Origin of the sequence: Microvirga pakistanensis, assembly GCF_004458765.1 — a bacterium.
Classification (GTDB): domain Bacteria; phylum Pseudomonadota; class Alphaproteobacteria; order Rhizobiales; family Beijerinckiaceae; genus Microvirga; species Microvirga pakistanensis.
Map to the genome: position 1 here is coordinate 160,674 of NZ_SPJX01000184.1, position 23,615 is coordinate 184,288.

Here is a 23,615-nt window from a genome sequence, read left to right on the forward strand (position 1 = left end):
TGCGCTTGAGCTCAGGCCGGGACGGGACTGAACTGTCCGGCTGCGTTGTGCGCCAAGCGGATCGGTTCGGGCAAGCGATACTTTGGAGAGCAGAGAAGCACGAGTTCGGCCGCACTCGGGATATCGGCCAGGTGCCCGGGCGAGATGAACATCGGATTCTTGGCCGTGCGGGTGCGCAGGGCCACTCCGATGGTTTCCTTCCTGTCGATCAGGGGCGCGGCCGATCCCTTCTCCTCCGCGAGATCCTTGTAGCGTCCGCATAGCAGGGTCTTGCCGCAACCGATGGTCGGGCGTTGCAGCCACAGGCCCATATGGCTGGCGATGCCGATGCGTCGGGGATGGGCGATGCCCATGCCGTCGAACAGGAACACGTCAGGCTCGCTCTTCAGCTTTTCGAACGCCTCCTCCAGCACCGGGCCTTCGCGGAAGCTCAGGAGGCCGGGCACATAGGGAAACGGCGTCGGACGCTGCGCGAGAACGGTCTCGACGGGCAGAAAACCCGGAAAGGTCACGACGACGATCGCGGCCTGCGACTGCTCGTTCTTGACACTCACATCCACCCCGGCCACGAGCTTGACCGCCCCGAGATCGATGGGACGGTCGGACACGACCTCCCGCCTCAGCTCCTGCTGAAGGGCGATGGCTTCGGAAGGGGAGAGGTCCCAAGAATGGCGGCGATGAAGCTGCATGAAGGTGGCGAGAATGTTCCTAAAAGGCTCAACGCTCAAGGTGGAGGATCGATCCGCCCTGCTTCATGCGCTGCCAGCAACTCAGGAATGCCCCTTATGGCATTCCGGCCGAACAAGTCCCATAAGAGCGGGGAGAGCCCATTTTACCTGAGAGATCCAGTTGTCTCGACAAACCGCCACTGGCCGCAGCATCCCCATCATCACTCCCGCCCAAGGGGTGACGGAGGCGATGATCCGGGAGCTTGTCGTCACGTTCTACGACCGTGTGCTGCGCGATCCCGAGCTCGGACCCATCTTCCACAAGGCCGTGTCGGGCCGGTGGAGCGAGCATCTGGCCGTCATGGTGGATTTCTGGTCGTCGATCGCCCTGAGGACGGCGCGCTACAGCGGCAAGCCGCAGGCGGCGCATATGGGGCTCGATCTCACGCCCGAGCTGTTCGCGCGCTGGCTCGATCTTTTCGCCGGGACGGCGCGCGAGATCCTTAAGCCGGACGTGGCCGAGTTCTTCATCGAGCGCGCACGGCGGATCGCCGAGAGCCTTCAGATCGGACTCGGCATCGGCCCGAAGGCGCTGCGCCTGCCGTAAAGAGGGATGGAGATTTCTTTTGGCGGAGCCGACATCCGCTTGGCCGGAAGCCTAACGCTCCCACCACTCCAGATCATCGGAAGCCGTCTTCGGCAGGAGGGACGAGATCGCGATCATGACGAGGCCGCAGGCCACGAGAACGGCGACGAAGAACTCGGCGCTGCCGAAGCCCGGGGAAAGGAACGTCGAAAGGATTGTCTCAAAGAAGTCCTGCATGGATCCAACCTCCATGCTTGTCATGAAAGCAGAAATCTCCTGAACGGACCGGGAAGCGCCCGTTCAGGATTCCGACAGTTTCCGTTCCCGATCCGGGTCAGGTGTTGAAGCGGAAGTGCATCACGTCGCCGTCCTGGACGACGTAGTCCTTGCCTTCCAGCCTGAGCTTGCCCGCATCGCGCGCGCCTGCCTCGCCCTTGAGGGATACGTAGTCCGCATAGGCGATGGTCTCGGCCCGGATGAAGCCCTTCTCGAAATCCGTATGGATCACGCCGGCGGCGGCGGGTGCCCGCGTGCCCGTGGTGATCGTCCAGGCACGGGCTTCCTTCGGACCCACGGTGAAGTAGGTGATGAGGCCCAAGAGCTCGTAGCCCGCGCGGATCACGCGGTTGAGGCCGGGCTCCTCAAGGCCCACGGCATCGAGATAATCCTTCTGCTCCTCGGCCGGCAGAACGGCGATCTCACTCTCGATCTTGGCCGAGACCACGACGGCCTTGGCGCCTTCTTCCCTGGCGCGTTCGAAGACGCGCGCCGAGAATTCGTTGCCCTTGTCGGCGGAGCTTTCCTCCACGTTGCACACGTAGAGAACGGGCTTGGAGGAGAGCAGGCCCAGCATCTGGAACAGGCGCTCCTCCTCGACTTTGCGCTCCACCATGCGGGCCGGTTTGCCGTCGCGCAGCAGCGGCAGGGTGCGGTTGACGAGATCGAGCGTCTCCTTCGCCTCCTTGTCGTTGCCCTTGGCTTTCTTCTCGAGCGCCGTGACGCGCTTCTCGAGGCTGTCGAGATCGGCCAGCATCAGCTCGGTCTCGATAGTCTCGATATCGGCGATGGGGTCGATCTTGCCCTCGACATGGGTGATGTCCGTATCCTCGAAGCAGCGCACCACATGGGCGATGGCATCCACCTCCCGGATATTGGCCAGGAACTGGTTGCCGAGGCCTTCGCCGCGGGACGCGCCGCGCACGAGGCCCGCGATGTCCACGAAGGTGAGGCGGGTGGGGATGATCTGGGCCGAACTCGCGATGCCGGCGAGCTTGTCGAGACGCTCGTCCGGCACCGCCACGTCGCCCACATTCGGCTCGATGGTGCAGAACGGATAGTTCGCAGCCTGCGCCGCGGCTGTCTGCGTGAGCGCATTGAAGAGGGTGGACTTGCCCACGTTCGGCAGGCCGACGATGCCCATCTTGAAGCCCATGGCCTCACTCCTTGTCCTGGCCGGCCCCTGTGGCCGGCATTGTTCTTGCGTCAGCCGGCAGAAAGCGCCGGCCTGAATTCCTACTTGTCGGCGGCCTTCTCTCCGGGCCGCTTCACATCCGTCCAGCCCTTCGCCTCCATGGCGAGGTGGACCTTGTTCTGGAAGCTTCCGTCCTCACCCTTGGCGAGGAGGGCGGCATTGTCGGCGATGATGCGGCACAGATCCTCGACCCATGGCTCCTCCGACTTCGCGAAATCGCCCAGCACATGGCCCTGCACGAGAGGCTTGAGGCCGGGATGGCCGATGCCGAGCCGAACGCGGCGGTAATCGTTGCCGCAATGGGCGGAGATCGAACGCAGGCCGTTATGGCCCGCATTGCCGCCGCCGATCTTCACGCGCAGCTTGGCGGGCGGCAGATCGAGCTCGTCGTAGAACACCGTGACATCCTTGAGCGGGATCTTGAAGAAGTTCTGCGCTTCTCCGACTGATTGCCCTGACAGGTTCATGAAGGTCTGGGGCTTCAAGAGCAGCACCTTCTGGCCGCCGATCACCACGTCTGCGGCCTCTCCTTGAAAGCGCTTGCGCCAAGGGCCGGCATTGTGCACGCGCGCAATCTCGTCCACGGCCATGAAACCGATGTTGTGGCGGTTTCTGGCGTAGCGAGTTCCCGGATTACCAAGGCCGACGAAGAGACGCATCGCTCAGGTTTTTCATAAGAAACGCTCCGGCCTTGCGGTCGGAGCGTTGAAGCCGGTCAATGGGCTCGAACGCCCGATAAAGGCCGATCAGGCGGCGGTGCCTTCGGCAGCCGGAGCCGCTTCCTCGTCCTTCAGGCCGGTCGGGGCCACGACGGTGACGAGGGTGGGGTTCTCGGTGGAGGTCGCCTTGGCGCCGTTCGGCAGGCTGATGTCGTTGAGGTGGACCGAGGCGCCGATGTTGAGGCCCTCGATCGAAGCCTCGACGTAATCCGGGATCGCGTCGGGCGAAACCTGGAGCTCAACCGAGTGCTCGACGATCTGAACCGTGCCGCCGCGCTTCACGCCGGGGGACTTGTCCTGGCCGACCACGTGCACCGGAACCACGACCTTGATGGTCTGGCCGGCAGAGACGCGGAGGAAGTCGACGTGAAGGGGGAAATCCCTCACCGGGTCGAGCTGATAATCGCGCGGAATGGCGCGAACCGTCTGGCCGTTCACGTCGATGTCGAAGATCGTCGTGAGGAAGTGACCGGCGAAGATCAGCTGCTTGGTTTGGTTGAAGTCGAGGGCGATCGCCTGGGCCGACTGGCCGGCTCCGTAAATGACGGCGGGAACTTGGCCTTGGCGACGAACGGCCCGGGCGGCCCCCTTGCCGGCCCGGTCGCGCGCCACGGCCTTGATCTGCTTTACTTCGCTCATGGTCGTGGTCCTTTGAATGGGAATGAAAAACCGACGGCCGCCTAACGGCGGCCATGAGGTTCGCGCCCGTGCCTCCAAGGGTGTCGAGCGGGCGCGAGGCGGCTTATAGGCGATAAAGCCCTCGAATGCAAGAAAGAGCGGCCCGTCAGTCGAACGGCGGCGTGCCCGTGATCGTCAGGGCGAGTTTCCGTAAAAGCCGGGCAAGATCGTTCTGCTCTTCGTCGGTCAGGCCCGAGAGCATGGCCGCCTCGATGGCCATGTCCTCCCGAAAGGCGGCCGTGGCCCGCCGGACGCCTTCTTCCGTCAATTCCACGGGAAGGCTGCGGCCGTCGCCCTCGGCCGCAGCCCGCCGGATCAGGCCGGCCTTCGTGAGCCGGTTCAGGCGGTCCGTGAGCCCGCCCGACGAGATCATCAGGGAGCGGAACAGTTCCGTGGGGCGCAGCCGGTAGGGTGGGCCGGAGCGCAGCAGGGTGAAGAGAACGTCCGCTTCTCCGCTGTCGAGCCCATGGGCTTTGAGGACGGCTTCAATGGGGGGCCGCGCCGTCAGAGTGACCCAGCGCGCACGGCCAAGGATCGCCATGCCCCGGGTGTCGACGTCCGGCAGTTCCTTCGCCCATTGCTCCTGGCGCTTGTCGACCCTGTCCTGGGCCGGCAAATCCCCGCCGGAACCGGAATGTCTTGACATCGAGATAATTCCAGCTTTTATCTTGATGTTAAGATAAATCGGCGGGTGAGGGATGCCAAGGGCCTGTTTGGCAGGCGACCCGTTCGCCAGACTGGTCCGTTCCCGGCCCTAGAGGTTCCGCCATGAGTTTAACCATCGCCGCGCGCGCCTCCGCCGCTTCGGGTTCGCCCCTTGCTCTTCTGGGCCTGTGCGGATTTCTTTTCGCCAGCCGGATCATGATGTCCAAGATGGCGCTCTCCGCAGGCCTTCAGCCTTTCCAGCTCGGGGCCTTCGGCAATCTGGGCGCAGGCCTGTGCCTGTTGCCGTGGCTCGCCGCTTCCCGCCAGAGAATCCCGATGGAGCCGGAGCATCTGGCCCTCTATGCCGTCCTCGGGATCGTGAGCTTCGCGGCGCCGACGGTCCTGTCCTACTTCGTCGTCGAGCGGGTCGGGCCTGCCTATACGTCGATCGTCTACTGCCTGTCGCCTCTGCTGACCATGAGCTTTGCAGCCGGACTCGGCATGGAACGCATGTTCCTGCGCCGTTTCATCGGAATCGTGCTCGGCTTCTTAGGCATGCTGGCGCTCGTTCAGCAGCAGCTGCTCCAAATCAACGTCGGTCAGCCGGTCTGGGTGTTGATCGGTCTTGCCATCCCGGTGTGTGCGGCCAGCGGCAACATCATCCGTTCGGCTTGGTGGCCGAAAGGCACCTCGGCGCTTGCCTTCTCATGCGGCGCATCGCTCAGCTCGGCCGTGATGGTGGCGCTCATGGCGCCGGTTTTCGAGGCGCCGCTGGAATGGCGCTTTGCCGATTCCGGGATCCTGTCATGGATCCTGGCCTTGAGCATCATGTCCGCCCTGTCCCAGCTGATGAATTTCCGGCTGCAGCAGGTCGCAGGGCCGGTCGTGTTCAGCCAGATCGGCTATTGGGGCACGGGCTTCGGCGTCCTGCTCGCCGCTCTACTGTTCGGGGACGTGCTGACGAGCTTGTCCCTCGCGGGCCTTGCTTGCATCGTCGGCGGCGGCGTGCTGGCCAAGCGGCCTCGGAAGGCCTGAGGCCTGCCGCGTCGGCGATGCGCGGCCACGACCATCATGCCATGACCGCGTCGTCTTGGGTCAGTCGAACAGGCTCGACACGGAGCTCTCGGTCGCCGTGCGGCCGATGGCTTCGCCCATGAGGGGGGCGATGGAGAGGACCCGGATGTTGTGGGCCACCTTCACGGCCTCGGTCGGCATGATGGAATCGGAGATGACCAGCTCCTTGAGCTTGGAGCTGGCGATGCGCGATACCGCCCCACCCGAGAGCACGCCGTGGGTAATATAGGCGTAGACCTCTTTGGCGCCGTTCTTGAGGAGGGCCTCGGCTGCGTTCACCAGCGTGCCGCCGGAATCCACGATGTCGTCGACCAGGATGCAGGAGCGGCCGGACACGTCGCCGATGATGTTCATGACCTCCGACTCGCCGGGGCGCTCGCGACGCTTGTCCACGATGGCGAGCGGCGCATCGATGCGCTTGGCGAGCGCGCGGGCGCGCACCACGCCGCCCACGTCGGGGGACACCACCATGCGGTTACCGCCCTCGAGCCGTTCCTTGATGTCGCGGGCGAGGGTCGGGGCCGCGAACAGGTTGTCGGTCGGGATATCGAAGAAGCCCTGGATCTGCCCGGCGTGAAGGTCCAGCGTCAGCACGCGGTCGACGCCTGCGTGAGCGATAAGGTTCGCCACCAGCTTGGCCGAGATCGGCGTACGGGCGGCGGGCTTGCGGTCCTGGCGGGCATAGCCGAAATAGGGAATCACCGCTGTGATGCGGCGCGCGGAGGCGCGGCGGAGCGCATCGGTGATGATCAGGAGCTCCATCAGGTGATCGTTCGTGGGAAACGACGTCGACTGGATGATGAACACGTCCTCGCCGCGCACATTCTCCTGGATTTCGACGAACACCTCCATGTCCGCGAAACGCTTCACCTGGGCCCTGGCGAGCGGGACATTGAGATAGGTGGAGATGGCCTCGGCCAGCGGACGATTGGAATTTCCCGCAACGAGCTTCATGCAAGCAACTTTAGCTTTGAGTGACCTGTGAGCCCGCTGCGCATGTCGACACGGATGCGCGGTCAGGCGCAAGGCTCTTAGCAGCGATATGAAACCGTCACAATACGAGTCGTGCTGCTTAAAGTGCCGCAATCGCGATGACGGCTATGCGGTCACTGCACGGCGACGGGGGCAATCTCGTCCGCAACCTCGGCGGTTTTGATGGATTTCGAGGCGCTCAGGAATTCGGCGATCTCGTCCATGCTGGACTGGGCGAGCTTGGCGAGGGTTCCCTTGTCGAGGGTCGAGATCGAGCCGGAGGCCAATGCGACGGGCCGGGATCCCTCGAGCCGCTTGGCGCGCCGCTTCTGGGCATCGAAGACGTCCCAGACATAGGAAACCTTGGTCTCCCCGTCTTCCGTAACGGTGGAGATATAGCCGCGGACCCGGTAGCGGGCGTCGTCGCTGGAGCCCACAAGCTCGACCTTGCGCTCGGAGGCGGCCGTCGCAAGCTCCCCGAGAAGGGCGGTCTGGACCGGGGCAGGAGCGCCGTCGATGCTCTCCACGGCGACCGGCACGCCCTCGGGCGAGCCGCTCATGAGGGAGCCCTGGCAGGCGACAAGAACCATCGCCACAGCCATCGTCATCACAAGCGCGGCAGGCTGCCCCCAACGTTTCGTCCCGGCCATGAAGGCTCCCGTTCTTCGTTCTGTTGACGAAATGTTAACCGTAACGGGAGGCGCCGTCCAGATCAGCCGAGCTTGCGCAGGCGCAGGAAGGTGGCCTCCAGGGCGAGCGCCACGAGGCCCGCGGCCAGTCCCCAGAAGGCGGATCCGATGCCGGAGAGAGTGATCCCCGAGGCCGTGACGGCGAGCGTCAGCACGGCGGGAAACCGCTTGGCCTCCTCGGAGAGGGCCGAGCTCAGGGCGCCCGCGAAGGCGCCCATGAGGGCAAGGCCCGCCACGGTCTTGATGAGCTCCGGCGGCAGGGCGGCGATCAGGCCGATGAGCGCGGCGCTGAAGGCCGCGAAGGCCAGGTAGCTCAGGGTGTAGAACGGCCCGACCATCCAGCGCCTGCCCGGGTCAGGATGGGTATCCGGCCCGGTGCAGATGGCGGCGGAGATCGCCGCCAGGTTGCTGGTATGGGCCCCGAACAGGGCCGTGATCATGGAGGCAAGGCCCGTGACGGCCAGGATCGGACGGGTCGGGGGCGCATAGCCGGAGGCGCGCAGCACGGCGAAGCCCGGCAGGTTCTGGGAGGCCATCGTCACCAGGAACAGGGGCAGGCCGAGGCCGACGAGGGCCGTCGGCTCGAAGGTTGGCGCGATGAAGGTAAGGGTCGAGAGGCTGAGATCGGACGACAGTGGATGGGCCAGCCCGCCCCCGAAGGCAATGCCGAGGCCCACGAAGAGCACAGCCAGCACCGCGAGCGCGGGGTTGAACAGCCGGGCCACGAGGAACAGGCCCACCAGCGGCAGAACGAGACCGGGCGCTCCCTGGGCGCTTTCGAACACGGCCATCACGAAGCGGATCAGGACGCCGGCCAGCATGGCGGCGGCGATCGCGGTCGGAATCCTCTCGATCAATCGTCCGAACGGCTTGATGAAAGCCGCCAGCACGATGAGAAGGCCGGCCAGCAGAAAGCAGCCGACGGCTGCATGAATGGAAATGCCGCTGGAGGCCGCGATCAGCGCGGCGCCGGGCGTCGACCAGGCGGTGACCACCGGCATGCGGTAGCGCACGCTGAGAAAGCCGCTCGTGGCGGCCATGGACAGGCACAGGGCCGCGACCCAGGACGACGTCTGCGCCGCATCCGCTCCCACGGCCTGGGCTGCCGCGATGATGATGGCGATCGTGCTGCCGAAGCCCACAAGGGCCGCGACGACGGCAGATGAGATGATCGACAGGCGCATGGGAGGCTCCCGGTATGGCAGGCTTAGCCGTTTATCCCGAATGGCTCACCCATGCCAGTTCGCTGGCGCATCGTTTGGCCGAAAAGTCGATTCCACTTTTTCGGCCGATGCTTTGGCCGCACTTTCCTCGAGGGCGGGCAACGCTTAAATCTCCTCCATGAGTCGCAACACCTATAACGACGTTCCGCCGGACATCCTGGACAACGAGGAGGATAACGACGCCGTAGCGCTGGAAAGCGGCTCGGATGTCGAGTTCGACCTGGAGGCGAATCCCAGCTCCGTCCAGCGGGGCACGGAGGTCATCCGCCGGTTCTGGACGACGCTGCCCAACGCGCCGGGCGTCTACCGCATGCTCGATGCGAAGGGCGACGTGCTCTATGTCGGCAAGGCCAAGAGCCTGAAGAACCGCGTCGGCTCCTATGCGCGGGGCCAGGCCCATTCCAACCGCATCGCCCGCATGATCGGCGAGACCTCCTCCATGGAGTTCGTCACCACGGCGACCGAGACCGAGGCTCTGCTGCTGGAGGCCAACCTCATCAAGCAGCTCAAGCCCCGCTACAACGTGCTTCTGCGGGACGACAAGTCTCTGCCCTACATCCTGCTCACCGCCGATCATGCGGCCCCGCAGCTCGTGAAGCATCGCGGCGCGCGCAAGCGGAAGGGCGATTACTACGGCCCCTTCGCCAGCGTGTGGGCCGTCAACCGCACCATCAACGCCCTGCAGCGCGCGTTTCTCCTGCGCTCGTGCAACGACAGCTATTTCGAGAACCGCACGCGGCCCTGCCTGCTGTTCCAGATCAAGCGCTGCTCGGGCCCGTGCACCAACGAGATCCCGCCCGAGGAATACGCGTCCCTGGTGGACGAGGCCCGCGCCTTCCTGTCAGGCAAGTCGAATGCCGTGAAGCAGCGCATCACCGAGGAGATGCAGCTTGCGGCGGAGGAGCTCGAGTTCGAGCGTGCAGCGCGCTGCCGCGACCGGCTGGCTGCGCTCTCGGCGATCCAGGGCGTGCAGGGCATCAACACGCAATCGGTGGAAGAGGCCGACGTGTTCGCCCTCGACGAGCAGGCGGGGCAGTTCTGCGTCGAGGTGTTCTTCTTCCGCAACTGGCAGAACTGGGGCAACCGGGCCTATTTTCCGAAGGCCGACAAGTCCATGACGCCCGACGAGGTGCTCGGCTCCTTCCTGGCGCAGTTCTACGACGACAAGCCCGCGCCGCGCCTGATCCTGCTCTCCCACGAGATCGAGGATGCGGAGCTGATGGCGGCAGCGCTCTCGACGAAAGGCGAGACGCGCGTCGAGATCCACACGCCGCAGCGCGGCGAGCGCCGTCAGCTCATCGACTACGTTCTGCGCAACGCCAAGGAGGCGCTCGGCCGGCGTCTCGCGGACACGGCTTCGCAGCAGAAACTCCTCATCTCCCTGGGCCAGGCCTTCGCCATGAACCGTGCGCCCAGGCGCGTAGAGGTCTACGACAATTCCCACATCATGGGCACCAACGCGGTGGGCGCCATGGTGGTGGCCGGCGCGAACGGCTTCATGAAGCAGCATTACCGCACGTTCAACATGAAGTCGGAGGACCTGAAGCCCGGCGATGATTACGGCATGATGCGCGAGATGCTGCAGCGGCGCTTCGCGCGGCTGGTGAAGGAGGAGCCGAGAACGCCCGGTCAGCCCGAGGCGGACCGGGCGTCCGGCTCCGACGACGGGTTTCCCGCATGGCCCGATCTCGTCCTGATCGACGGCGGCAAGGGGCAGCTCGAAGCCGCCCGCCAGGCTTTGGCGGAGGTCGGCGTGGGCGAGGACGACGTGACCCTCGTGGGCATCGCCAAGGGGCGCGACCGGGACGCGGGCCGCGAGACCTTCTTCAAGGTGGGCCAGCCCCCGTTCAAGCTCCCGCCCCGCGATCCGGCGCTCTACTTCGTCCAGCGCCTGCGCGACGAGGCGCACCGCTTCGCCATCGGCAGCCACCGGGCCAAGCGCAAGCGCGAGATGGTCAAGAACCCGCTCGACGAGATCCCCGGCATCGGCCCCACCCGCAAGCGGGCGCTGCTGCACCATTTCGGAACCGTGAAGGCGATCCAGCGCGCGGCCCTGGAGGACCTCATGAAAGCCCCCGGCGTGAACGCCGCCACGGCGCGCGCCGTCTACGATTTCTTCCATGAGCGGGGGTAAAGGACACCGATGACGGCATTGTGGGCTACCCCTCGGTTGACGGACCGCGCCGAGGCGTGCTTCCTGCCTGTCCCATGAGCACAGCACGTACCATGCGCCGATCCTCAGCCTTCAATCTCGCCAACCTGTTGACCTATGGCCGGCTGGTGGCCGTGCCGGCGGTCGTCGGCCTGATGTTCTGGCCCGAGGATCACTGGTCGCGCTGGTTCGCTCTCGCCGTTTTCGCCCTGGCGGCGATCACCGATTACTTCGACGGCTACATCGCCCGCACGTTCTCGCAGCAATCGGCCCTGGGTCGCATGCTGGACCCGATCGCCGACAAGCTCCTAGTGGCGGCCTGCCTGCTCATGCTGGTCGCCGACAGAACGATCCACAGCTGGGACATCTGGGCGGCCCTCGTCATTCTCTGCCGCGAGATCCTGGTGTCCGGCCTGCGCGAATTCCTGGCGGAGCTGAAGGTGGGCGTGCCGGTGAGCCGGGTCGCCAAGTGGAAGACCACCTTCCAGCTTCTCTCCCTCGGCTTCCTGATCGCGGGACCTGCGGGCGAGACGGTGCTGCCTGGCACCATCCTGATCGGACGCGTCCTTCTGTGGATCTCTGCCCTGCTGACAATCTATACGGGGTGGGATTATCTCAAGACCGGCATCAAGCATCTCGTCGACAAGGACTGATCCGATGAAGCTCGTCTATTTCGCCTGGGTGCGCGAGCGGGTCGGCAAGACCGAGGAGACCCTCGACCTGCCCGACGGCATCGCTACCATCGCCGATCTCGTGCGCTGGCTGAAGAGCAAGGGCGAGGAATACGAATATGCCTTCGAGAACGAGGCCGTCGTCCGCGCCGCCGTCGACCATGTGCACGTGAAGCCTGAAGCCTCGATCGCCGGTGCGCGGGAGATCGCCTTCTTCCCGCCCATGACCGGCGGTTAACGGGTCGGCAAAGGGATCTACAGAGGTTTCATGGCGACCATCCGCATCCAGGCCGAGCCCTTCGACCCCGCCGCCGAAACGGCAGTCCTGACGGGCGGGCGGGGCGACGTGGGCGCGACGGTGGCCTTCACGGGCTTCTGCCGGGACGAGGGAGGCCGGCTGTCCGCCCTGGAGCTCGAGCATTATCCCGGCATGGCCGAGGCCGAGATCGCCCGGATCGCCGGGGAGGCGCAGGCCCGATGGTCCCTCTCAGGCCTCACCGTCATCCATCGCCACGGCCTCATCCGCCCGGGGGAGCCCATCGTGCTCGTCCTGGCGGCGAGCGCCCACCGCCGGGCGGCTTTCGAGGCCGCCGAATTCATGATGGACTACCTGAAGACCCGGGCTCCGTTCTGGAAGAGGGAGCATCTGAAGGACGGCACGGCCGGCGCCTGGGTCGAGGCGAAGGAGAGCGACGATGCCGCCACGGAGCGGTGGGGCTGATCCGTTGCCCCTTGACCTGCTCTGCTCGCAGGAGGACCATGCCGCCTGAACGACGAGCGGAGGCGTTCATGCCCAACGTCTTGGTCTTTCTCGCGCTCCTGGCCGGCACGCCCGCCGGGGCCCAGCATGTGCAAGCTCCGGGCCATAGCTCTCTCGACTGCTACTGCCGCGCCGAAGGAAGGACGTTCGCTCCAGGGGAGACCATCTGCCTGAAGACGTCCGACGGTCCCAGGCTCGCGCAATGCCGGATGGAGATCAACGTGATGTCCTGGAGCATCACGCCGAGGCCGTGCCCGGAGGCATGAAAAACGCCGCCGGAAACGGCAGCGCTGTCAGGGTAACGAAGCTCGGTTGTTCCAGCCGTCGGACGGCTGGTGTCGCCTTTAAAGAAGGCCGGCGACGGTCGCGCAAATGAACGAGAAGGAAAGACAGGCCGCAGCGATGTTGAGCTTACAGGCCAAATCGAAATTCGACGTCATGTTCATGACAGACCCCCTGTCTGAATGGAGAGGGAGACTATCAGGATGGAGCACCCCTGAAAAGGCCCGGGCGAGGGGGTAAAGACCAAAACGATGCGCCAAAATGGTTAACGATCAGTTAACCCATTGAGTTTGTTGAGGGCGGTTCGCTGGCTCCCTGCGACAAAAAGTTTTCTGGCCGTGGAGGCGATTTGCGGAACCGGGCCGGGGTGGGGGCAGGGCAAGGGAACCTTGAAGGAGGCCGTTGACCTGATGTTTACCGGAAACCCGGTACGCTCGGCCCATGCGTCGTGTGTTAGTTGCGTTTGCGGCCCTGTCCCTTGTCGGGTTCGGTTTGAGCGGTTGCGGGCTGTTCCGGTTCGAACAGCGCGAGCCCTGGCGTGCGCAGGCCGAAGAGGCTTGCATGGCGCAGCGCGTCGTGCAGCCGTCCGCCTATATGGCTCTCTCGTCCAAGATCGACGGTCCCGGCGTCTGCGGCATGGATTATCCCTTCAAGGTCGCCGCCTTCAACAATGGTGCGGTGGGCCTGACCTCCAAGGTGACCCTGGCCTGTCCGATCATCCCGCGCATCGATACCTGGCTGGACGAGATCGTGAAGCCCGCCGCCGTCATGTATTTCGGCGCTCCGGTCGTCGACCTGAGGGCGGGCTCCTATTCCTGCCGCCCGCGCAACAGTCAGCGCGGCGCCAAGCTCTCCGAGCATTCCTTCGGCAATGCGTTCGACGTGATGGCCTTCCGGCTGGCCGACGGGCGCGAAATCAAGGTGGCCACGGGCTGGAGGGGAGACCCCGTCGAGCAGGACTTCCTCCGCGAGGTGTTCGTGGGCGCCTGCCGGTACTTCACGACGGTGCTGGGCCCGGGCTCCGACGCCTTCCATTACGACCATTTCCACATCGATCTGGCCCGACACGATCCGCGCGGCACCCGCCGCATCTGCAAGCCGATCATCAAGTTCACGCCTCGGATCGACCCGGAGCAGAGCCGCCAGATCCTCCAGAGCGTGAGCGCTCAAGGCGACCTGCCGTCCGCGGAGTTGGAGCAGGACCTGCCCGTGGAGAGCGCCGCAGCCGGATATGCCTCCGATTCGTCGCTGGACGCGCCCATGGCGCCGCCCCTGGTCTCCGCTCCCGTGGCGCCGCCGGTCCAGCGCTCTTCCGGCTACGGGGCTGCCGACGTCTACACGCCTCCGCCGCCGCCCGGATACGGCGGCTATCCTGCGCAGCCAAGCGCGCGGCCGCCTCGGCAGACCTATGCACCACCGGGGCCTGGGCGCTCGTCCGCAGGGCAGCCCCTGGTGCTCAACGGACACGCCGCCTATTAAAGCGCAAGCGGAGCCTTGACCTTCGGGGCCGCCGCCCACATGGTCAAACAGACGTCAATCTGTCGACCTGTTGGAGCAGTGAAAATGAAGTGGCTGGCGGCTCTTATCTCTTGCCTGGTGGTGAGCGCACCCGTGCTTGCTCGCGAGATAACCCCGGCTGAGCGGCGGGAGAGGTCGCACGAGCTTTCCTTGAGAGGCTACGATGCCGGTTTGCCAGCCTGCTCCGATCCGGCAGTTCTCGGCAACATCGCCTCACGATTCGAGACCACGGAGCGTCGTTTCTGGAACTCCGACCTCAAGATCCTGGGTTTCGAGCGGATCGAGCAGGTCGCATGGCGTCCCTGGGGCCTCGACTACATCCCCCGCCGCTACTGCACCGGCACGGCCATCGTATCCGACGGTTACCGGCACAAGGTGAACTTCTCCATCCGCGAGGATCTCGGCTTCATCGGCATCGGCTGGGGAACCGAGGCCTGCGTCGACGGCTTCGACCGCCATTACGCCTACGCGCCCCATTGCAAGCAGGCCGCGCCTTGATCCTGAGGCGCTGCGCTGCCCTGGCGGGCGCCTGCCTCCTGCTGATCGTCCCTTGCGCGGCCCAGTCGCCGCGCGAGGTGAGGGGAGCCCCCATGGGGCGCTTCGATTTCTACGTTCTCGCCCTGTCCTGGGCGCCGGGCTATTGCGAAGCCAGTGGCCGGAAAAGCCGGCAATGCGACAGCGGAAGCGGTTTCGGATTCACGGTGCATGGGCTCTGGCCCCAGATGGAGCAGGGGTATCCCAGCTTCTGCGAGCCGAGCGGGCGTTTCGTTCCGAGCGCGGCGGTCAGGGAAATTTCGGGCCTCTTCCCGGACGACAACCTCGCCCGCTACCAGTGGCGCAAGCACGGAAGCTGCTCGGGCGAAAGCCCCAGCGGCTATTTCAAGGCCGTTCAGCGCGCCCGGGACCTGGTGCGCATTCCCGACAGCTTCAAGGCGCTCCACGACCGCTCGATGGTTCTCCCGAGCGAGATCGAGCGGGCGTTCATCAGCCTGAACCCGGGTCTGCGCGCCGACATGATGGCCGTGTCCTGCGGACGCCGCATCTTTCAGGAGGTTCGGATCTGCCTCGACAAGGACCTGCGCGGCTTCCGCCAGTGCCCGGAGGTCGACCGGGACGGATGTCGGGCGGGTGAAATCGCGGTCCCGGCGATGCGTTGAAGCATCGGGCGGGAGCGACGGTGGCTCCCGCGACGCATGCCGTTTCCGGGACGATGCGCTAGGATTGAAGAAATGAATTACCGCCATGCCTTTCACGCCGGCAACTTCGCCGATGTCATGAAACACGCGCTCCTGGTGCGGATCCTCGTCTATCTGCAGCGCAAGGAGACGCCGCTGCGGGTCATCGACACCCATGCGGGCATCGGTCTCTACGACCTGGCCGCCGAAGAGGCTGAGCGGACGGGGGAATGGGTCGAGGGAATCGGGCGCCTCGACGAGCCTTTTCCGGGGGAGGTCGAGGCGATCCTGACGCCTTACCGCAAGGTGATCGCCGATGTGCGTACGCGGCACGGCGAAACCATCTACCCGGGCTCGCCCGGCATCGTTCGGGAATTGCTGCGGCGTCAGGATCGCGGCGTCTTCGTCGAGCTGCATCCCGCCGATCACGCGGTGCTGAACGAGGCCTTCAACGCGGTGTCGAACCTCAAGGTGATGCATCTCGACGGGTGGACGGCCCTTCACGCGCTCATTCCCCCGAAGGAGAAGCGCGGCCTCGTGCTGATCGATCCGCCTTACGAAAAGACCGGCGAGCTGGAGCGGCTGGGCACCGAGCTTCTGGCGGCGCTCAAGAAATGGCCGACCGGCGTTTACGCAGGCTGGTACCCCGTGAAGGACGTGGCGCCTGTGGACGCGGTGGCCCGGCGCCTCCATGCCGAGAGCCCGCGCCCCGGCCTTCGTCTCGAACTCTATGTGGACGACCCAAACGATCCGTCGCGCCTGAACGGCAGCGGACTTTTCGTGCTCAATCCGCCCTGGTCGTTGAAGGACGAGGCGGAAGCCCTTCTGCCTGCGCTCGCGGAGCGCCTTTCCCGCAGCGGCTATGGGGCCTATCGCTGTGACGCCTTCGGGCCTCCTGCATAAGGCGGATTGCCGCCTCGGCCTGGAGAGGGCATGAAGGCAGCCGTTCCCAGGCGCATCCTCGACAGGACCCCTTTCATGCTCGTTCTTCGCTCCTCTCCTGCATCGCCCTTCGGCCGCAAGGTCAAGATCGCCGCTTCTCTCCTCGGTCTCACCGACCGCCTCCAGATCGTCGCTACGGATACGATGAGCCCCGAGGACAGCATCCGTCAGCAGAACCCGCTGGGGAAGATCCCCGCGCTGGTGCTGGAGAACGGCGAAGCGCTCTACGATTCCCGCGTGATCGTGGAGTATCTCGATTTCCTGGCGGGGGGCGGACGCCTGTTCCCGGCGGGCGAGGCCCGGTTCACGGCCCTGCGCGAGCAGGCGCTGTCCGACGGCATCATGGATGCGGCGCTGCTGCAGGTCTACGAGGGCCGCTTCCGCCCGGAGGAGAGGCACGAGCCCAAATGGGTCGACCATCAGGCCGGCAAGGTGGAGCGCGGGCTGGCCTATGCGGAGGCGCATCTCTCGACGCCGGCCGCCGATCTGCATATCGGCCATGTCGCCCTGGCCTGCGCGCTCGGTTATCTCGACCTGCGGTTCGCCGGCCGCTGGCGCGAGACCCATCCCAAGCTCGTGGCATGGCTCGCCGATTTCGAGGCCCGCGTCCCGGCTTTCGCCAAGACCAAGGTCACCGCGTAAGGGGAACGAAAAAAGGCCCGGGTTTCCCCGGGCCTTTTCTGTCGCGGATGCGACGGATCTTAGTAGGTGCCGAACTTGTAGCTCAGGCCCACGCGAACCGTGTGGAAGTCGACTTCGCTCTCGCCCACGTCCTCACCGTCGAACACGATGTTGTCGCCGTCGAAGCTGGTGTAGCGGTACTCGAGGCGGGTCGTCAGGTTGTTGGTGAAGGCGTACTCGAGACCAGCGCCCAGCGTCCAGCCGGTCAGCGTGTCGTCATCGGCGTCGCCGATGCCGTCAGACAGGCCCGCGAAGGCGAAACCACCGGTTGCGTAGATCAAAGCGCGATCGAACGCGAAGCCGGCGCGAGCGCGGATCGAGCCCTGCCAGTCGATGGAGGTGCCCGGAATCGACACGACGATGGGATTACCAGCATCGTCTTCGAACACGCCGTCGAAATCATCGTCGTCATCGCCGAAGACGCCTTCGATGTCGCCCTCGAGACCGACCACGAACGAGCCGATCTGGTAGTTGTAGCCAGCATGGACACCGGCCAGGAAGCCGTCGCCGTCGTCCCCGCCGAAGCCGGTGAACGGAACGCCGTCGACCGTGACGCCAGCCGGAACGGCGAAGTCGTTGTCGCCGGTATTCCAGCCATAGCCAACCTGACCACCGACGTAGAATCCGGTCCAGGTGAAGATCGGGGCAGCCGCCACGATCGGAGCCGGAGGAGCGGAGCGCATGGGCAGGTCCGCAGCCGAAGCAGCACCGGCGAAGCCGAACAGAGCGACGCTGGCGAGAAGAATCTTCTTCATGGTTTCTCTTTCCTTATCGATGTCATACTCCGCGCGAGCCGAGGGGATACCTGGTTCGAGCGGGGCACTATCCATTTATAGAGCGACAACCGCACGAGGGCTGTGACATGACAACCACAATCCCAAAAGGCACTGTGGCGGCAATGTGGCGATGTGGTTTGAATTCCCCTTATGGCCTCGCTGGACTCCACAACGCGCAACTTGGCAGTAAGTTCACGGCGGCCGTCGAAAAATGTCATTTTTTTGGCGAAGCCGCCAAATAGCGTTACGTGCTAGCATTTCAAGAGGTGGGCGATGATGAAGGCTGCGCTTGTCACGGGGGGAGCGAAGAGAATCGGACGGAGCATCGTCGAGCGGCTCGCGCGAGAGTGTTACGGTGTTGCGATCCACTGCCGCCGGTCCACGGATGTGGCGGAGGAGATGGTCTCCCGGATCGAAGCGGCGGGCGGCCGGGCCGCCGTCGTGCGCGGCGATCTTGCCGATGCGTCCGCGGTCGACCGTCTGGTGGGTGATGCAGCCGCCGCCCTCGGGCATCCATTGACGCTGCTCGTCAACAACGCATCGGAGTTCGAACCGGACGAGGTCGAGACCCTCTCGCAGGATCGCTGGGACAGGCACTTCGCCGTGAACCTGCGTGCGCCCGCCTTCCTGGCGCGCGACTTCTCGCGTCAGCTGCCCTCCGACCGCGAAGGCTCCATCGTCAACATCGTCGACCAGCGGGTCTGGAAGGTCACGCCGCAATTCTTCTCCTACACGCTGACGAAGGCGGCCCTGTTCACGGCGACGCAGACCATGGCCCAGGCGCTCGCGCCACGCATCCGCGTGAACGCCATCGGTCCCGGTCCCACATTGGCGAATGAGCGTCAGGGCGAGGAGGATTTCGGCAAGCAGGCCCGCGCCGTGCTCCTCGGCCGCGGCGGCACGCCGGAGGAGATCGCCGAGGCGGTGGTCTATCTCGCGGGGGCGCGCAGCGTCACGGGCCAGATGATCGCCGTCGACGGCGGTCAGCATCTCGCCTGGGAGACGCCCGACGTGGCAGGCATCAAGGAGTGAGGGCGATCGCCGAGATCAGCCGGCCGTAATCGGGCTCCTTGCGATGGGTGGTGCGGCGATAGCTGAAGAACCGCTCCTCATCGGAATAGGTGCAGAGCGCGAGATCGGTGAAGCTGCCAATGCCCGCCGCCTTCAGGCGGGCGCCGATGAAGCCCGGCAGATCGAACATGGCGTGGCCCGGCTTCTCCGCGGGACGGAGAAAGCGTTCGTGCCCGGGGGCTTCCTCGGCGAAGCGCTGGACGAAGTCGGGGCCGACCTCGTAGGCCGCCTGGCTGATCGTCGGGCCCAGCACCGCGACCGTCCGGCTGCGCTCCGCACCGAGGCGCTCCATGGCCTGAAGGGTGGATTCGAGAACGCCCGTCACGGCTCCGCGCCAGCCGGCATGGGCCGCGCCGATGACGCCGCCCTGCGGGTCCGCGAACAGCACCGGGCCGCAATCCGCCGTGGTGATGGCCAGCGCCAGGCCCGGCACCTTCGTGACCATGGCGTCGGCCTTGGGGCGCTCGGGCCCCCACGGACCTTCCACGAGGACCGCATCCGGCGAATGCACCTGGTAGACGCTGATCAGCGCCTCCGGCGCGACGTCCAGAGTCTCCGCCATTCGCCGGCGGTTTTCCCTCACCCGCTCCGGTTCGTCCGAGGAGCCGATGCCGCCGTTGAGGGAGGCGTAGAGGCCCTCCGACACCCCGCCCTGACGCGTGAAGAAGGCGTGGCGGATCGTCGGCAGGGAGGCGAGGGCGGGAGCTTGGATGAGCATGGGCTTGAAACTTCAGGAAGCAATGGAAGGGGGCGGCAATCCGGGAACGGCCTGGAGGCCTTTATGGGTAACGGCCAAAACCTTAAAGAGGTCGCCCATGCCCTTGTCGCCGCGCTCGGTCAGGCGCGCGAGGGCGGCTTCGATGTCGGCGGCTTGGGCCGGCGTGGCGCGCATCTTGAGAGACGTGGCCCGTGCCTCGATCCCGAGAGCCAGGAGGAAGTCGCGCTGGCTCGCGGGGCCGTGCGCGTAGAGGCCCTGCGCCGAGGCTGCCTGCGCCAGGCGGTGAAAGTCCACATGGGCTGTCAGGTCGGCCTCGCCCGGTTCCTCCAGCGGATCGACCGGGGTGTGCTTCTTCAAGGCCTGCAGCGTGTCGCCGAAGGCCGGGCCCCAATAACCGTAATCGATCACGAGCGCGGCGCCCGTGTCGCGGGCAAGCCTGCGGGAGAGGTCCTGGATGATGTCGATGGACAGGGAGGGCCATTCGAGCACGTCGCCGATCCGCAGCGGCTTGCCGAGCGGCCCCTCGGCCTCCGGGCGCAGGCCGAAGATCAGGCGGTCGCCTTCGAGACCCACAAGGCGCTCGCACCAGCCGCGCTCCGTGGCGATGAACTGGCGCACGGGCAGCGCATCGAAGAACTCGTTGGCGACGAGGAGCAGCGGACCGTCCGGCACATCCTCCAGCCTCTCGTGCCATTGAACAGGAAGGCCGGAGGATGCGAGCGTCGCCTGCTGCCTCTGGCGCAGGGCCGGGCTCACTTCCACCAGGTGCACCTGCGCGGCGGTGAGAAAATCCGGCACGAGCCTCGCGGCCCGCAGCAGATCCGCCATCAGGGTGCCGCGTCCCGGTCCGAGCTCCACCAGATGAACCGGGTTGGGGCGGCCCATGCCGCTCCAGACCTCCAGCAGCCATAGGCCGATCAGCTCCCCGAACATTTGGCTGATCTCGGGCGCGGTGGTGAAGTCGCCGCCCGCGCCCAACGGGTCCCGGGTGGCGTAGTAGTGCCTCAGGCACAGGCTCATGTAGCGTTCGACCGTGATCGGCCCCTCGATGGCGATGAGCTCGCGCACATGCCGGCCCAGGGACGTCATGCGGCCTCGACGGTCTGTGCTGGGCGCGTATAGCCGCGCAGAGCCATGACGATGAACACGAAGCCGACGATCGCCATGGGCACCGAGAGCAGCATTCCCATGGTGACGCCGCCCCCTAAGCCCTGCACGGACGACCCGAAGAGGAAGCCGAGCTGCGCATCGGGCTCCCGGAAGAACTCGCACAGGATTCGGGCCGTGGCGTATCCCAGCACGAAGATGCCGCCGAGGAGGCCCGGGCGCCTGAAGCCGAAGGCCCGCGCGGCGATCGCCATGACGACGAACAGCAGCAGACCCTCGCCCAGGGCTTCATAGAGCTGGCTCGGATGCCGGGGGACCGGCCCCGCATGCGGGAACACGACGGCGAAGGGAAAGTCCGGGGCGGGGCGGCCCCACAATTCGCCGTTGATGAAGTTGGCGATGCGCCCGAAGAACAGGCCGATGGGCGTCACCACGGCGGCCATGTCGAGCAGTGCCAAACCGTTGAGGCCGCGCGAGCGGGCGAAGAGCACGAGCGCCAGAACCGCGCCGAGAAAACCCCCATGGAAGGACATGCCGCCATGCCAGACGGCCAACGCCTCGAGCGGGTTCTGGAGATAGGCGCCGAAATTGTAGAACAGCACATAGCCCAGGCGGCCGCCGAGCACGACGCCAAGCGCGACCCAGACGATGAGGTCGTCGATGTCCGTCGGTTTCGGCTGGCGTAGCGGCCCCCAGAGTCCCGATCGGGCCGCGAGGCGCTTGGCATAGAACCAACCGCCCAGGAGGCCCGCCACATAAGCGAGCGCGTACCAGCGGATCGCGAAGGGGCCGATCGAGAAGGCGACGGGATCGAGGATGGGAAATGACAGCGGCATGACGGGCCTTCGGTGAACGCTGTGCCATTGGACCGGGCGGGGACCGATCGTCAACCCTGTTGCAGTTTCCGTCAAATGCGCCCACATCTGCTTTTTCTGGGCTTATAAGCCTCTCAAATCGTGTGGACCCTCGATCATGACCCAATCCTCGAACCGGATCTTCGATGAACTCGCCCGCTTCGCCACCGATGCCGCGGGCGCCGCGCAGGGCGTCAGGCGCGAGGTCGAAACCGTGGTCCGCAGCCAATTCGAGCGCCTGATCAGGGACATGGATGTCGCCACCCGCGAGGAAGTGGAGGTGCTGCGCGAGATGGTTCTCGCCGCCCGGGCCGAGAACGAGCGACTGGAGGCCCGCCTGAAGGTCCTGGAGGAAAGGCTCGCCTCGTCCGCCGGCCCGGCCGTCTCCTAGCCTTTCGGGGTATGGGCCCTGCATAAGGCGCAGCCCTCCTGTTGTGGACAGGTTCTGAAGGCGCATTGTGAGCAGGGGCAAAATCTAAGACTGTGATTCATGCGCTGATTCGGGCATGACGTGGCAAGAATCTCGGATGCTTCTGTGTATTCGAGAAGCTCTTTGCAAATATTGTCCGAACTTACGAAATGATATTGCCTGCTTGTGTTTACCATAATGCAGACAAAACAGCTTTTTGGATCGACATGTCTCAGCATCACATCGAAATCGATCGCGTGGAACATCCCCTTGACGTTGTCGAGCGGCTGGCTTCCCTGCGGCACTGGATTTTCGATCGGGCGGAAGCTGACGAAATGTCGGTTTCGGTGGCCGGCCGCTGGGCCGATTACGATATCGCCTTCACCTGGATCGAGGACGTGGAGGCCCTCCACGTCGCCTGCGCCTTCGACCTGAAGGTGCCCGAGCGGCGGCGCCAGGACGTGCTGCAGTTGATTTCCCTCATCAACGAGCAGCTGTGGGTCGGCCATTTCGACCTGTGGAGCTCGGAGAACGTGGTGATGTTCCGCCATTCCCTCCTGCTGGCGGGCGGCGCGGACCCGACGCAGGGCCAGTGCGAGACCATGCTGCGCGTGGCCGTGGAGGCCTGCGAGCGGTATTTCCAGGCGTTCCAGTTCGTGATCTGGGCCGGCAAGTCGGCGCGCGAGGCCCTCGATAGCGTTCTGTTCGAGACCGAGGGCGAGGCTTGAAATTTCGAGCCTAAACGAGCCTCGACAGGGCAGGGCGGCATGTGAATAGTAGCGGCCGTCGCTTCACTCCCACGCCGGAAGATTCCCGATGTCGATCAATCCTGACCGCTTGCCTTCGTCCCTTGTTCTCGTCGGTGCCGGCAAGATGGGCGGCTCCATGCTGGAGGGCTGGCTCAAGGTAGGCATGAAGCCCTCCGGCATGACGGTGATCGATCCTCGCGCGTCGGACGAGATGGTGCGCTTCTGCACAGAAATGGGCATTGCGCTCAATCCCGCCGATCCCTCGGCGCCCGACGTCCTCGTGCTCGCCATTAAGCCGCAGATGCTCGACGCGGCCGCGCCCGCCTTGGCCGCGTGGGTCGGTCCGCAGACGCTCATCATCTCGATCCTGGCAGGCAAGACCATCGGCGACCTGAGGAGCAGGATTCCGTCCGCCTCCGCGGTCGTGCGCGCCATGCCGAACCTGCCTGCGAGCATCGGGCGCGGGGCGACCGGCGCGGCCGCCAATGCCGAGGTTTCGGAAAAGCACCGGTCGATGGCCGATGCGCTCCTGTCGAGCAACGGCATCGTCGAGTGGCTGCCGTCCGAAGACCTCATCGATGCGGTTACCGCCGTTTCCGGTTCGGGACCGGCTTATGTGTTCCATCTCGTCGAATGCCTGGCGGAAGCGGGCGCCGCCGCCGGGCTGCCCGCCGAGCTTGCACAGCGGCTGGCGCGCGCCACCGTGACGGGCGCGGGCGAACTTCTGTTCCAGAGCGACCTGCCGCCCGCGACCCTGCGCCAGAACGTGACCTCGCCGGGGGGCACCACGGCGGCGGCGCTTGAGGTTCTCATGCGCGATCCGGATGGGCTGAAAGGCCTCATGCGCGAGGCGGTGGCTGCGGCCAAGCGCCGTGCGGAGGAGCTCGCGGGCTGACAGACGGGCTTGGGCGCCTAGAGCTGTTTCCACGGGCGTGGAATCATCTCTCTTCTGGGGTGTGCCGCTTTTTTGGCGGCGAACCGGAGCCACTTCGCCGAAAAATGCTCTAGATCCACGGGACGATTGC

The 23,615-nt window shown here is 65.5% G+C and carries 29 protein-coding genes; 16 read left to right on the forward strand and 13 right to left on the reverse strand.

All coding sequences use genetic code 11. From position 1 onward, the window contains the following. Window positions 1-11: 11 nt before the first annotated feature. On the reverse strand, window positions 12-689 hold the full coding sequence (gene nfi, locus E4K09_RS08480) for a deoxyribonuclease V (protein WP_134496600.1): 678 nt from the start codon (window positions 687-689) through the stop codon (window positions 12-14). 160 nt (window positions 690-849) lie between these two features. On the opposite strand from nfi, the gene E4K09_RS08485 reads away from it, so the two are divergent. Then, entirely contained in the window at window positions 850-1,275 is a 426-nt protein-coding gene (locus tag E4K09_RS08485; protein ID WP_134496309.1) for a group III truncated hemoglobin, read from the forward strand. A 51-nt stretch (window positions 1,276-1,326) separates the two neighbouring features. Here the strand turns inward: E4K09_RS08485 and E4K09_RS28945 are convergent, their stop codons facing one another. The 5 genes from E4K09_RS28945 to E4K09_RS08505 form a co-directional block, all read right to left on the reverse strand. Next, window positions 1,327-1,491, reverse strand: coding sequence for a hypothetical protein (locus E4K09_RS28945; RefSeq protein WP_166802225.1), 165 nt, complete (start codon window positions 1,489-1,491; stop codon window positions 1,327-1,329). Window positions 1,492-1,588: 97 nt separating this feature from the next. Next, window positions 1,589-2,686 carry a redox-regulated ATPase YchF gene (gene ychF / locus E4K09_RS08490; protein WP_134496310.1) on the reverse strand — a complete coding sequence of 366 codons (1,098 nt, stop codon included), beginning with the start codon at window positions 2,684-2,686 and terminating at the stop codon, window positions 1,589-1,591. 80 nt (window positions 2,687-2,766) lie between these two features. After that, the gene (pth, locus tag E4K09_RS08495) at window positions 2,767-3,384 is read right to left on the reverse strand and encodes an aminoacyl-tRNA hydrolase (protein WP_134496311.1); all 618 of its coding nucleotides are present in this window, start codon (window positions 3,382-3,384) and stop codon (window positions 2,767-2,769) included. Window positions 3,385-3,471: 87 nt separating this feature from the next. Then, on the reverse strand, window positions 3,472-4,083 hold the full coding sequence (locus E4K09_RS08500; protein WP_134496312.1) for a 50S ribosomal protein L25/general stress protein Ctc: 612 nt from the start codon (window positions 4,081-4,083) through the stop codon (window positions 3,472-3,474). 145 nt (window positions 4,084-4,228) lie between these two features. After that, window positions 4,229-4,768, reverse strand: a complete 540-nt coding sequence (locus E4K09_RS08505; RefSeq protein WP_134496313.1) for a MarR family winged helix-turn-helix transcriptional regulator — start codon at window positions 4,766-4,768, stop codon at window positions 4,229-4,231. A 122-nt stretch (window positions 4,769-4,890) separates the two neighbouring features. On the opposite strand from E4K09_RS08505, the gene E4K09_RS08510 reads away from it, so the two are divergent. Further along, a complete protein-coding gene (locus tag E4K09_RS08510) occupies window positions 4,891-5,802 on the forward strand; it encodes a DMT family transporter (protein WP_134496314.1) in 912 nt (303 codons plus the stop codon). A gap of 60 nt (window positions 5,803-5,862) precedes the next feature. On the opposite strand, the gene E4K09_RS08515 is transcribed toward E4K09_RS08510, so the two are convergent. From E4K09_RS08515 to E4K09_RS08525, 3 genes are all read right to left on the reverse strand, one after another. Next, a complete protein-coding gene (locus E4K09_RS08515) occupies window positions 5,863-6,795 on the reverse strand; it encodes a ribose-phosphate pyrophosphokinase (RefSeq protein ID WP_134496315.1) in 933 nt (310 codons plus the stop codon). Between the two features lie 152 nt (window positions 6,796-6,947). After that, the gene (locus tag E4K09_RS08520) at window positions 6,948-7,463 is read right to left on the reverse strand and encodes a hypothetical protein (protein WP_134496316.1); all 516 of its coding nucleotides are present in this window, start codon (window positions 7,461-7,463) and stop codon (window positions 6,948-6,950) included. Between the two features lie 62 nt (window positions 7,464-7,525). After that, complete coding sequence (locus E4K09_RS08525; protein ID WP_134496317.1) at window positions 7,526-8,686, reverse strand: benzoate/H(+) symporter BenE family transporter; 1,161 nt, start codon at window positions 8,684-8,686, stop codon at window positions 7,526-7,528. 157 nt (window positions 8,687-8,843) lie between these two features. On the opposite strand from E4K09_RS08525, the gene uvrC reads away from it, so the two are divergent. The 10 genes from uvrC (at window position 8,844) to E4K09_RS08570 (ending at window position 16,867) form a co-directional block, all read left to right on the forward strand. Beyond that, a complete protein-coding gene (gene uvrC, locus E4K09_RS08530; RefSeq protein WP_134496318.1) occupies window positions 8,844-10,859 on the forward strand; it encodes an excinuclease ABC subunit UvrC in 2,016 nt (671 codons plus the stop codon). Between the two features lie 92 nt (window positions 10,860-10,951). Continuing rightward, the gene (gene pgsA / locus E4K09_RS08535; RefSeq protein ID WP_244610420.1) at window positions 10,952-11,530 is read left to right on the forward strand and encodes a CDP-diacylglycerol--glycerol-3-phosphate 3-phosphatidyltransferase; all 579 of its coding nucleotides are present in this window, start codon (window positions 10,952-10,954) and stop codon (window positions 11,528-11,530) included. Window positions 11,531-11,534: 4 nt separating this feature from the next. Further along, entirely contained in the window at window positions 11,535-11,786 is a 252-nt protein-coding gene (gene moaD, locus E4K09_RS08540) for a molybdopterin converting factor subunit 1 (protein ID WP_134496320.1), read from the forward strand. Between the two features lie 30 nt (window positions 11,787-11,816). Continuing rightward, window positions 11,817-12,269 carry a molybdenum cofactor biosynthesis protein MoaE gene (locus tag E4K09_RS08545; RefSeq protein ID WP_134496321.1) on the forward strand — a complete coding sequence of 151 codons (453 nt, stop codon included), beginning with the start codon at window positions 11,817-11,819 and terminating at the stop codon, window positions 12,267-12,269. Between the two features lie 68 nt (window positions 12,270-12,337). Further along, complete coding sequence (locus E4K09_RS08550) at window positions 12,338-12,574, forward strand: hypothetical protein (RefSeq protein WP_134496322.1); 237 nt, start codon at window positions 12,338-12,340, stop codon at window positions 12,572-12,574. 577 nt (window positions 12,575-13,151) lie between these two features. Then, a complete protein-coding gene (locus E4K09_RS08555; protein WP_244610421.1) occupies window positions 13,152-14,069 on the forward strand; it encodes an extensin-like domain-containing protein in 918 nt (305 codons plus the stop codon). A 189-nt stretch (window positions 14,070-14,258) separates the two neighbouring features. Further along, window positions 14,259-14,606: a hypothetical protein gene (locus E4K09_RS29750; RefSeq protein WP_244610422.1), complete on the forward strand. Its 348-nt coding sequence runs from the start codon at window positions 14,259-14,261 to the stop codon at window positions 14,604-14,606. Continuing rightward, window positions 14,603-15,265: a ribonuclease T2 family protein gene (locus E4K09_RS08560; protein ID WP_204985705.1), complete on the forward strand. Its 663-nt coding sequence runs from the start codon at window positions 14,603-14,605 to the stop codon at window positions 15,263-15,265. Before E4K09_RS29750 ends, E4K09_RS08560 begins: the two co-directional genes overlap by 4 nt. Window positions 15,266-15,337: 72 nt before the next feature. Beyond that, window positions 15,338-16,186, forward strand: a complete 849-nt coding sequence (locus E4K09_RS08565; RefSeq protein ID WP_134496325.1) for a 23S rRNA (adenine(2030)-N(6))-methyltransferase RlmJ — start codon at window positions 15,338-15,340, stop codon at window positions 16,184-16,186. A 75-nt stretch (window positions 16,187-16,261) separates the two neighbouring features. Continuing rightward, window positions 16,262-16,867 (forward strand): glutathione S-transferase, encoded by a 606-nt coding sequence (locus E4K09_RS08570; protein ID WP_134496601.1) that lies wholly within the window; start codon window positions 16,262-16,264, stop codon window positions 16,865-16,867. A gap of 59 nt (window positions 16,868-16,926) precedes the next feature. Here the strand turns inward: E4K09_RS08570 and E4K09_RS08575 are convergent, their stop codons facing one another. Continuing rightward, window positions 16,927-17,661 carry an outer membrane protein gene (locus E4K09_RS08575; RefSeq protein WP_134496326.1) on the reverse strand — a complete coding sequence of 245 codons (735 nt, stop codon included), beginning with the start codon at window positions 17,659-17,661 and terminating at the stop codon, window positions 16,927-16,929. Window positions 17,662-17,955: 294 nt separating this feature from the next. Between E4K09_RS08575 and E4K09_RS08580 the strand changes: the two genes are divergently transcribed. Further along, complete coding sequence (locus E4K09_RS08580) at window positions 17,956-18,714, forward strand: SDR family oxidoreductase (protein ID WP_134496327.1); 759 nt, start codon at window positions 17,956-17,958, stop codon at window positions 18,712-18,714. Here E4K09_RS08580 and pgeF read toward each other — a convergent pair. From pgeF to lgt, 3 genes are read right to left on the reverse strand one after another with little or no spacing between them, the layout of a single operon-like run. Continuing rightward, window positions 18,704-19,471 (reverse strand): peptidoglycan editing factor PgeF, encoded by a 768-nt coding sequence (pgeF, locus tag E4K09_RS08585; protein ID WP_134496328.1) that lies wholly within the window; start codon window positions 19,469-19,471, stop codon window positions 18,704-18,706. The genes E4K09_RS08580 and pgeF overlap by 11 nt on opposite strands. A gap of 12 nt (window positions 19,472-19,483) precedes the next feature. Then, on the reverse strand, window positions 19,484-20,560 hold the full coding sequence (locus tag E4K09_RS08590) for a class I SAM-dependent methyltransferase (protein WP_134496329.1): 1,077 nt from the start codon (window positions 20,558-20,560) through the stop codon (window positions 19,484-19,486). Beyond that, window positions 20,557-21,414 (reverse strand): prolipoprotein diacylglyceryl transferase, encoded by an 858-nt coding sequence (gene lgt, locus E4K09_RS08595; protein WP_134496330.1) that lies wholly within the window; start codon window positions 21,412-21,414, stop codon window positions 20,557-20,559. The genes E4K09_RS08590 and lgt overlap by 4 nt, the downstream gene beginning before the upstream one ends. 136 nt (window positions 21,415-21,550) lie before the next feature. Here lgt and E4K09_RS08600 point away from each other — a divergent pair, with 136 nt between their 5' ends. From E4K09_RS08600 to proC, 3 genes are all read left to right on the forward strand, one after another. Continuing rightward, the gene (locus tag E4K09_RS08600) at window positions 21,551-21,823 is read left to right on the forward strand and encodes an accessory factor UbiK family protein (protein ID WP_134496331.1); all 273 of its coding nucleotides are present in this window, start codon (window positions 21,551-21,553) and stop codon (window positions 21,821-21,823) included. 245 nt (window positions 21,824-22,068) lie between these two features. Next, window positions 22,069-22,569, forward strand: coding sequence for a type III secretion system chaperone family protein (locus E4K09_RS08605; protein WP_134496332.1), 501 nt, complete (start codon window positions 22,069-22,071; stop codon window positions 22,567-22,569). An 88-nt stretch (window positions 22,570-22,657) separates the two neighbouring features. Continuing rightward, entirely contained in the window at window positions 22,658-23,485 is an 828-nt protein-coding gene (gene proC, locus E4K09_RS08610) for a pyrroline-5-carboxylate reductase (protein WP_134496333.1), read from the forward strand. Window positions 23,486-23,615: the final 130 nt, after the last annotated feature.

Excerpts from the sequence above, each read along its gene's own strand:
- nfi (WP_134496600.1), bottom strand. The coding sequence starts at position 689 with ATGCAGCTTCATCGCCGCCATTCTTGGGACCTCTCCCCTTCCGAAGCC.
- E4K09_RS28945 (WP_166802225.1), bottom strand. The coding sequence starts at position 1,491 with ATGCAGGACTTCTTTGAGACAATCCTTTCGACGTTCCTTTCCCCGGGC.
- ychF (WP_134496310.1), bottom strand. The coding sequence starts at position 2,686 with ATGGGCTTCAAGATGGGCATCGTCGGCCTGCCGAACGTGGGCAAGTCC.
- pth (WP_134496311.1), bottom strand. The coding sequence starts at position 3,384 with ATGCGTCTCTTCGTCGGCCTTGGTAATCCGGGAACTCGCTACGCCAGA.
- E4K09_RS08500 (WP_134496312.1), bottom strand. The coding sequence starts at position 4,083 with ATGAGCGAAGTAAAGCAGATCAAGGCCGTGGCGCGCGACCGGGCCGGC.
- E4K09_RS08505 (WP_134496313.1), bottom strand. The coding sequence starts at position 4,768 with ATGTCAAGACATTCCGGTTCCGGCGGGGATTTGCCGGCCCAGGACAGG.
- E4K09_RS08510 (WP_134496314.1), top strand. The coding sequence starts at position 4,891 with ATGAGTTTAACCATCGCCGCGCGCGCCTCCGCCGCTTCGGGTTCGCCC.
- E4K09_RS08515 (WP_134496315.1), bottom strand. The coding sequence starts at position 6,795 with ATGAAGCTCGTTGCGGGAAATTCCAATCGTCCGCTGGCCGAGGCCATC.
- E4K09_RS08520 (WP_134496316.1), bottom strand. The coding sequence starts at position 7,463 with ATGGCCGGGACGAAACGTTGGGGGCAGCCTGCCGCGCTTGTGATGACG.
- E4K09_RS08525 (WP_134496317.1), bottom strand. The coding sequence starts at position 8,686 with ATGCGCCTGTCGATCATCTCATCTGCCGTCGTCGCGGCCCTTGTGGGC.
- uvrC (WP_134496318.1), top strand. The coding sequence starts at position 8,844 with ATGAGTCGCAACACCTATAACGACGTTCCGCCGGACATCCTGGACAAC.
- pgsA (WP_244610420.1), top strand. The coding sequence starts at position 10,952 with ATGCGCCGATCCTCAGCCTTCAATCTCGCCAACCTGTTGACCTATGGC.
- moaD (WP_134496320.1), top strand. The coding sequence starts at position 11,535 with ATGAAGCTCGTCTATTTCGCCTGGGTGCGCGAGCGGGTCGGCAAGACC.
- E4K09_RS08545 (WP_134496321.1), top strand. The coding sequence starts at position 11,817 with ATGGCGACCATCCGCATCCAGGCCGAGCCCTTCGACCCCGCCGCCGAA.
- E4K09_RS08550 (WP_134496322.1), top strand. The coding sequence starts at position 12,338 with ATGCCCAACGTCTTGGTCTTTCTCGCGCTCCTGGCCGGCACGCCCGCC.
- E4K09_RS08555 (WP_244610421.1), top strand. The coding sequence starts at position 13,152 with ATGGCGCAGCGCGTCGTGCAGCCGTCCGCCTATATGGCTCTCTCGTCC.
- E4K09_RS08565 (WP_134496325.1), top strand. The coding sequence starts at position 15,338 with ATGAATTACCGCCATGCCTTTCACGCCGGCAACTTCGCCGATGTCATG.
- E4K09_RS08570 (WP_134496601.1), top strand. The coding sequence starts at position 16,262 with ATGCTCGTTCTTCGCTCCTCTCCTGCATCGCCCTTCGGCCGCAAGGTC.
- E4K09_RS08575 (WP_134496326.1), bottom strand. The coding sequence starts at position 17,661 with ATGAAGAAGATTCTTCTCGCCAGCGTCGCTCTGTTCGGCTTCGCCGGT.
- E4K09_RS08580 (WP_134496327.1), top strand. The coding sequence starts at position 17,956 with ATGATGAAGGCTGCGCTTGTCACGGGGGGAGCGAAGAGAATCGGACGG.
- pgeF (WP_134496328.1), bottom strand. The coding sequence starts at position 19,471 with ATGCTCATCCAAGCTCCCGCCCTCGCCTCCCTGCCGACGATCCGCCAC.
- E4K09_RS08590 (WP_134496329.1), bottom strand. The coding sequence starts at position 20,560 with ATGACGTCCCTGGGCCGGCATGTGCGCGAGCTCATCGCCATCGAGGGG.
- lgt (WP_134496330.1), bottom strand. The coding sequence starts at position 21,414 with ATGCCGCTGTCATTTCCCATCCTCGATCCCGTCGCCTTCTCGATCGGC.
- E4K09_RS08600 (WP_134496331.1), top strand. The coding sequence starts at position 21,551 with ATGACCCAATCCTCGAACCGGATCTTCGATGAACTCGCCCGCTTCGCC.
- E4K09_RS08605 (WP_134496332.1), top strand. The coding sequence starts at position 22,069 with ATGTCTCAGCATCACATCGAAATCGATCGCGTGGAACATCCCCTTGAC.
- proC (WP_134496333.1), top strand. The coding sequence starts at position 22,658 with ATGTCGATCAATCCTGACCGCTTGCCTTCGTCCCTTGTTCTCGTCGGT.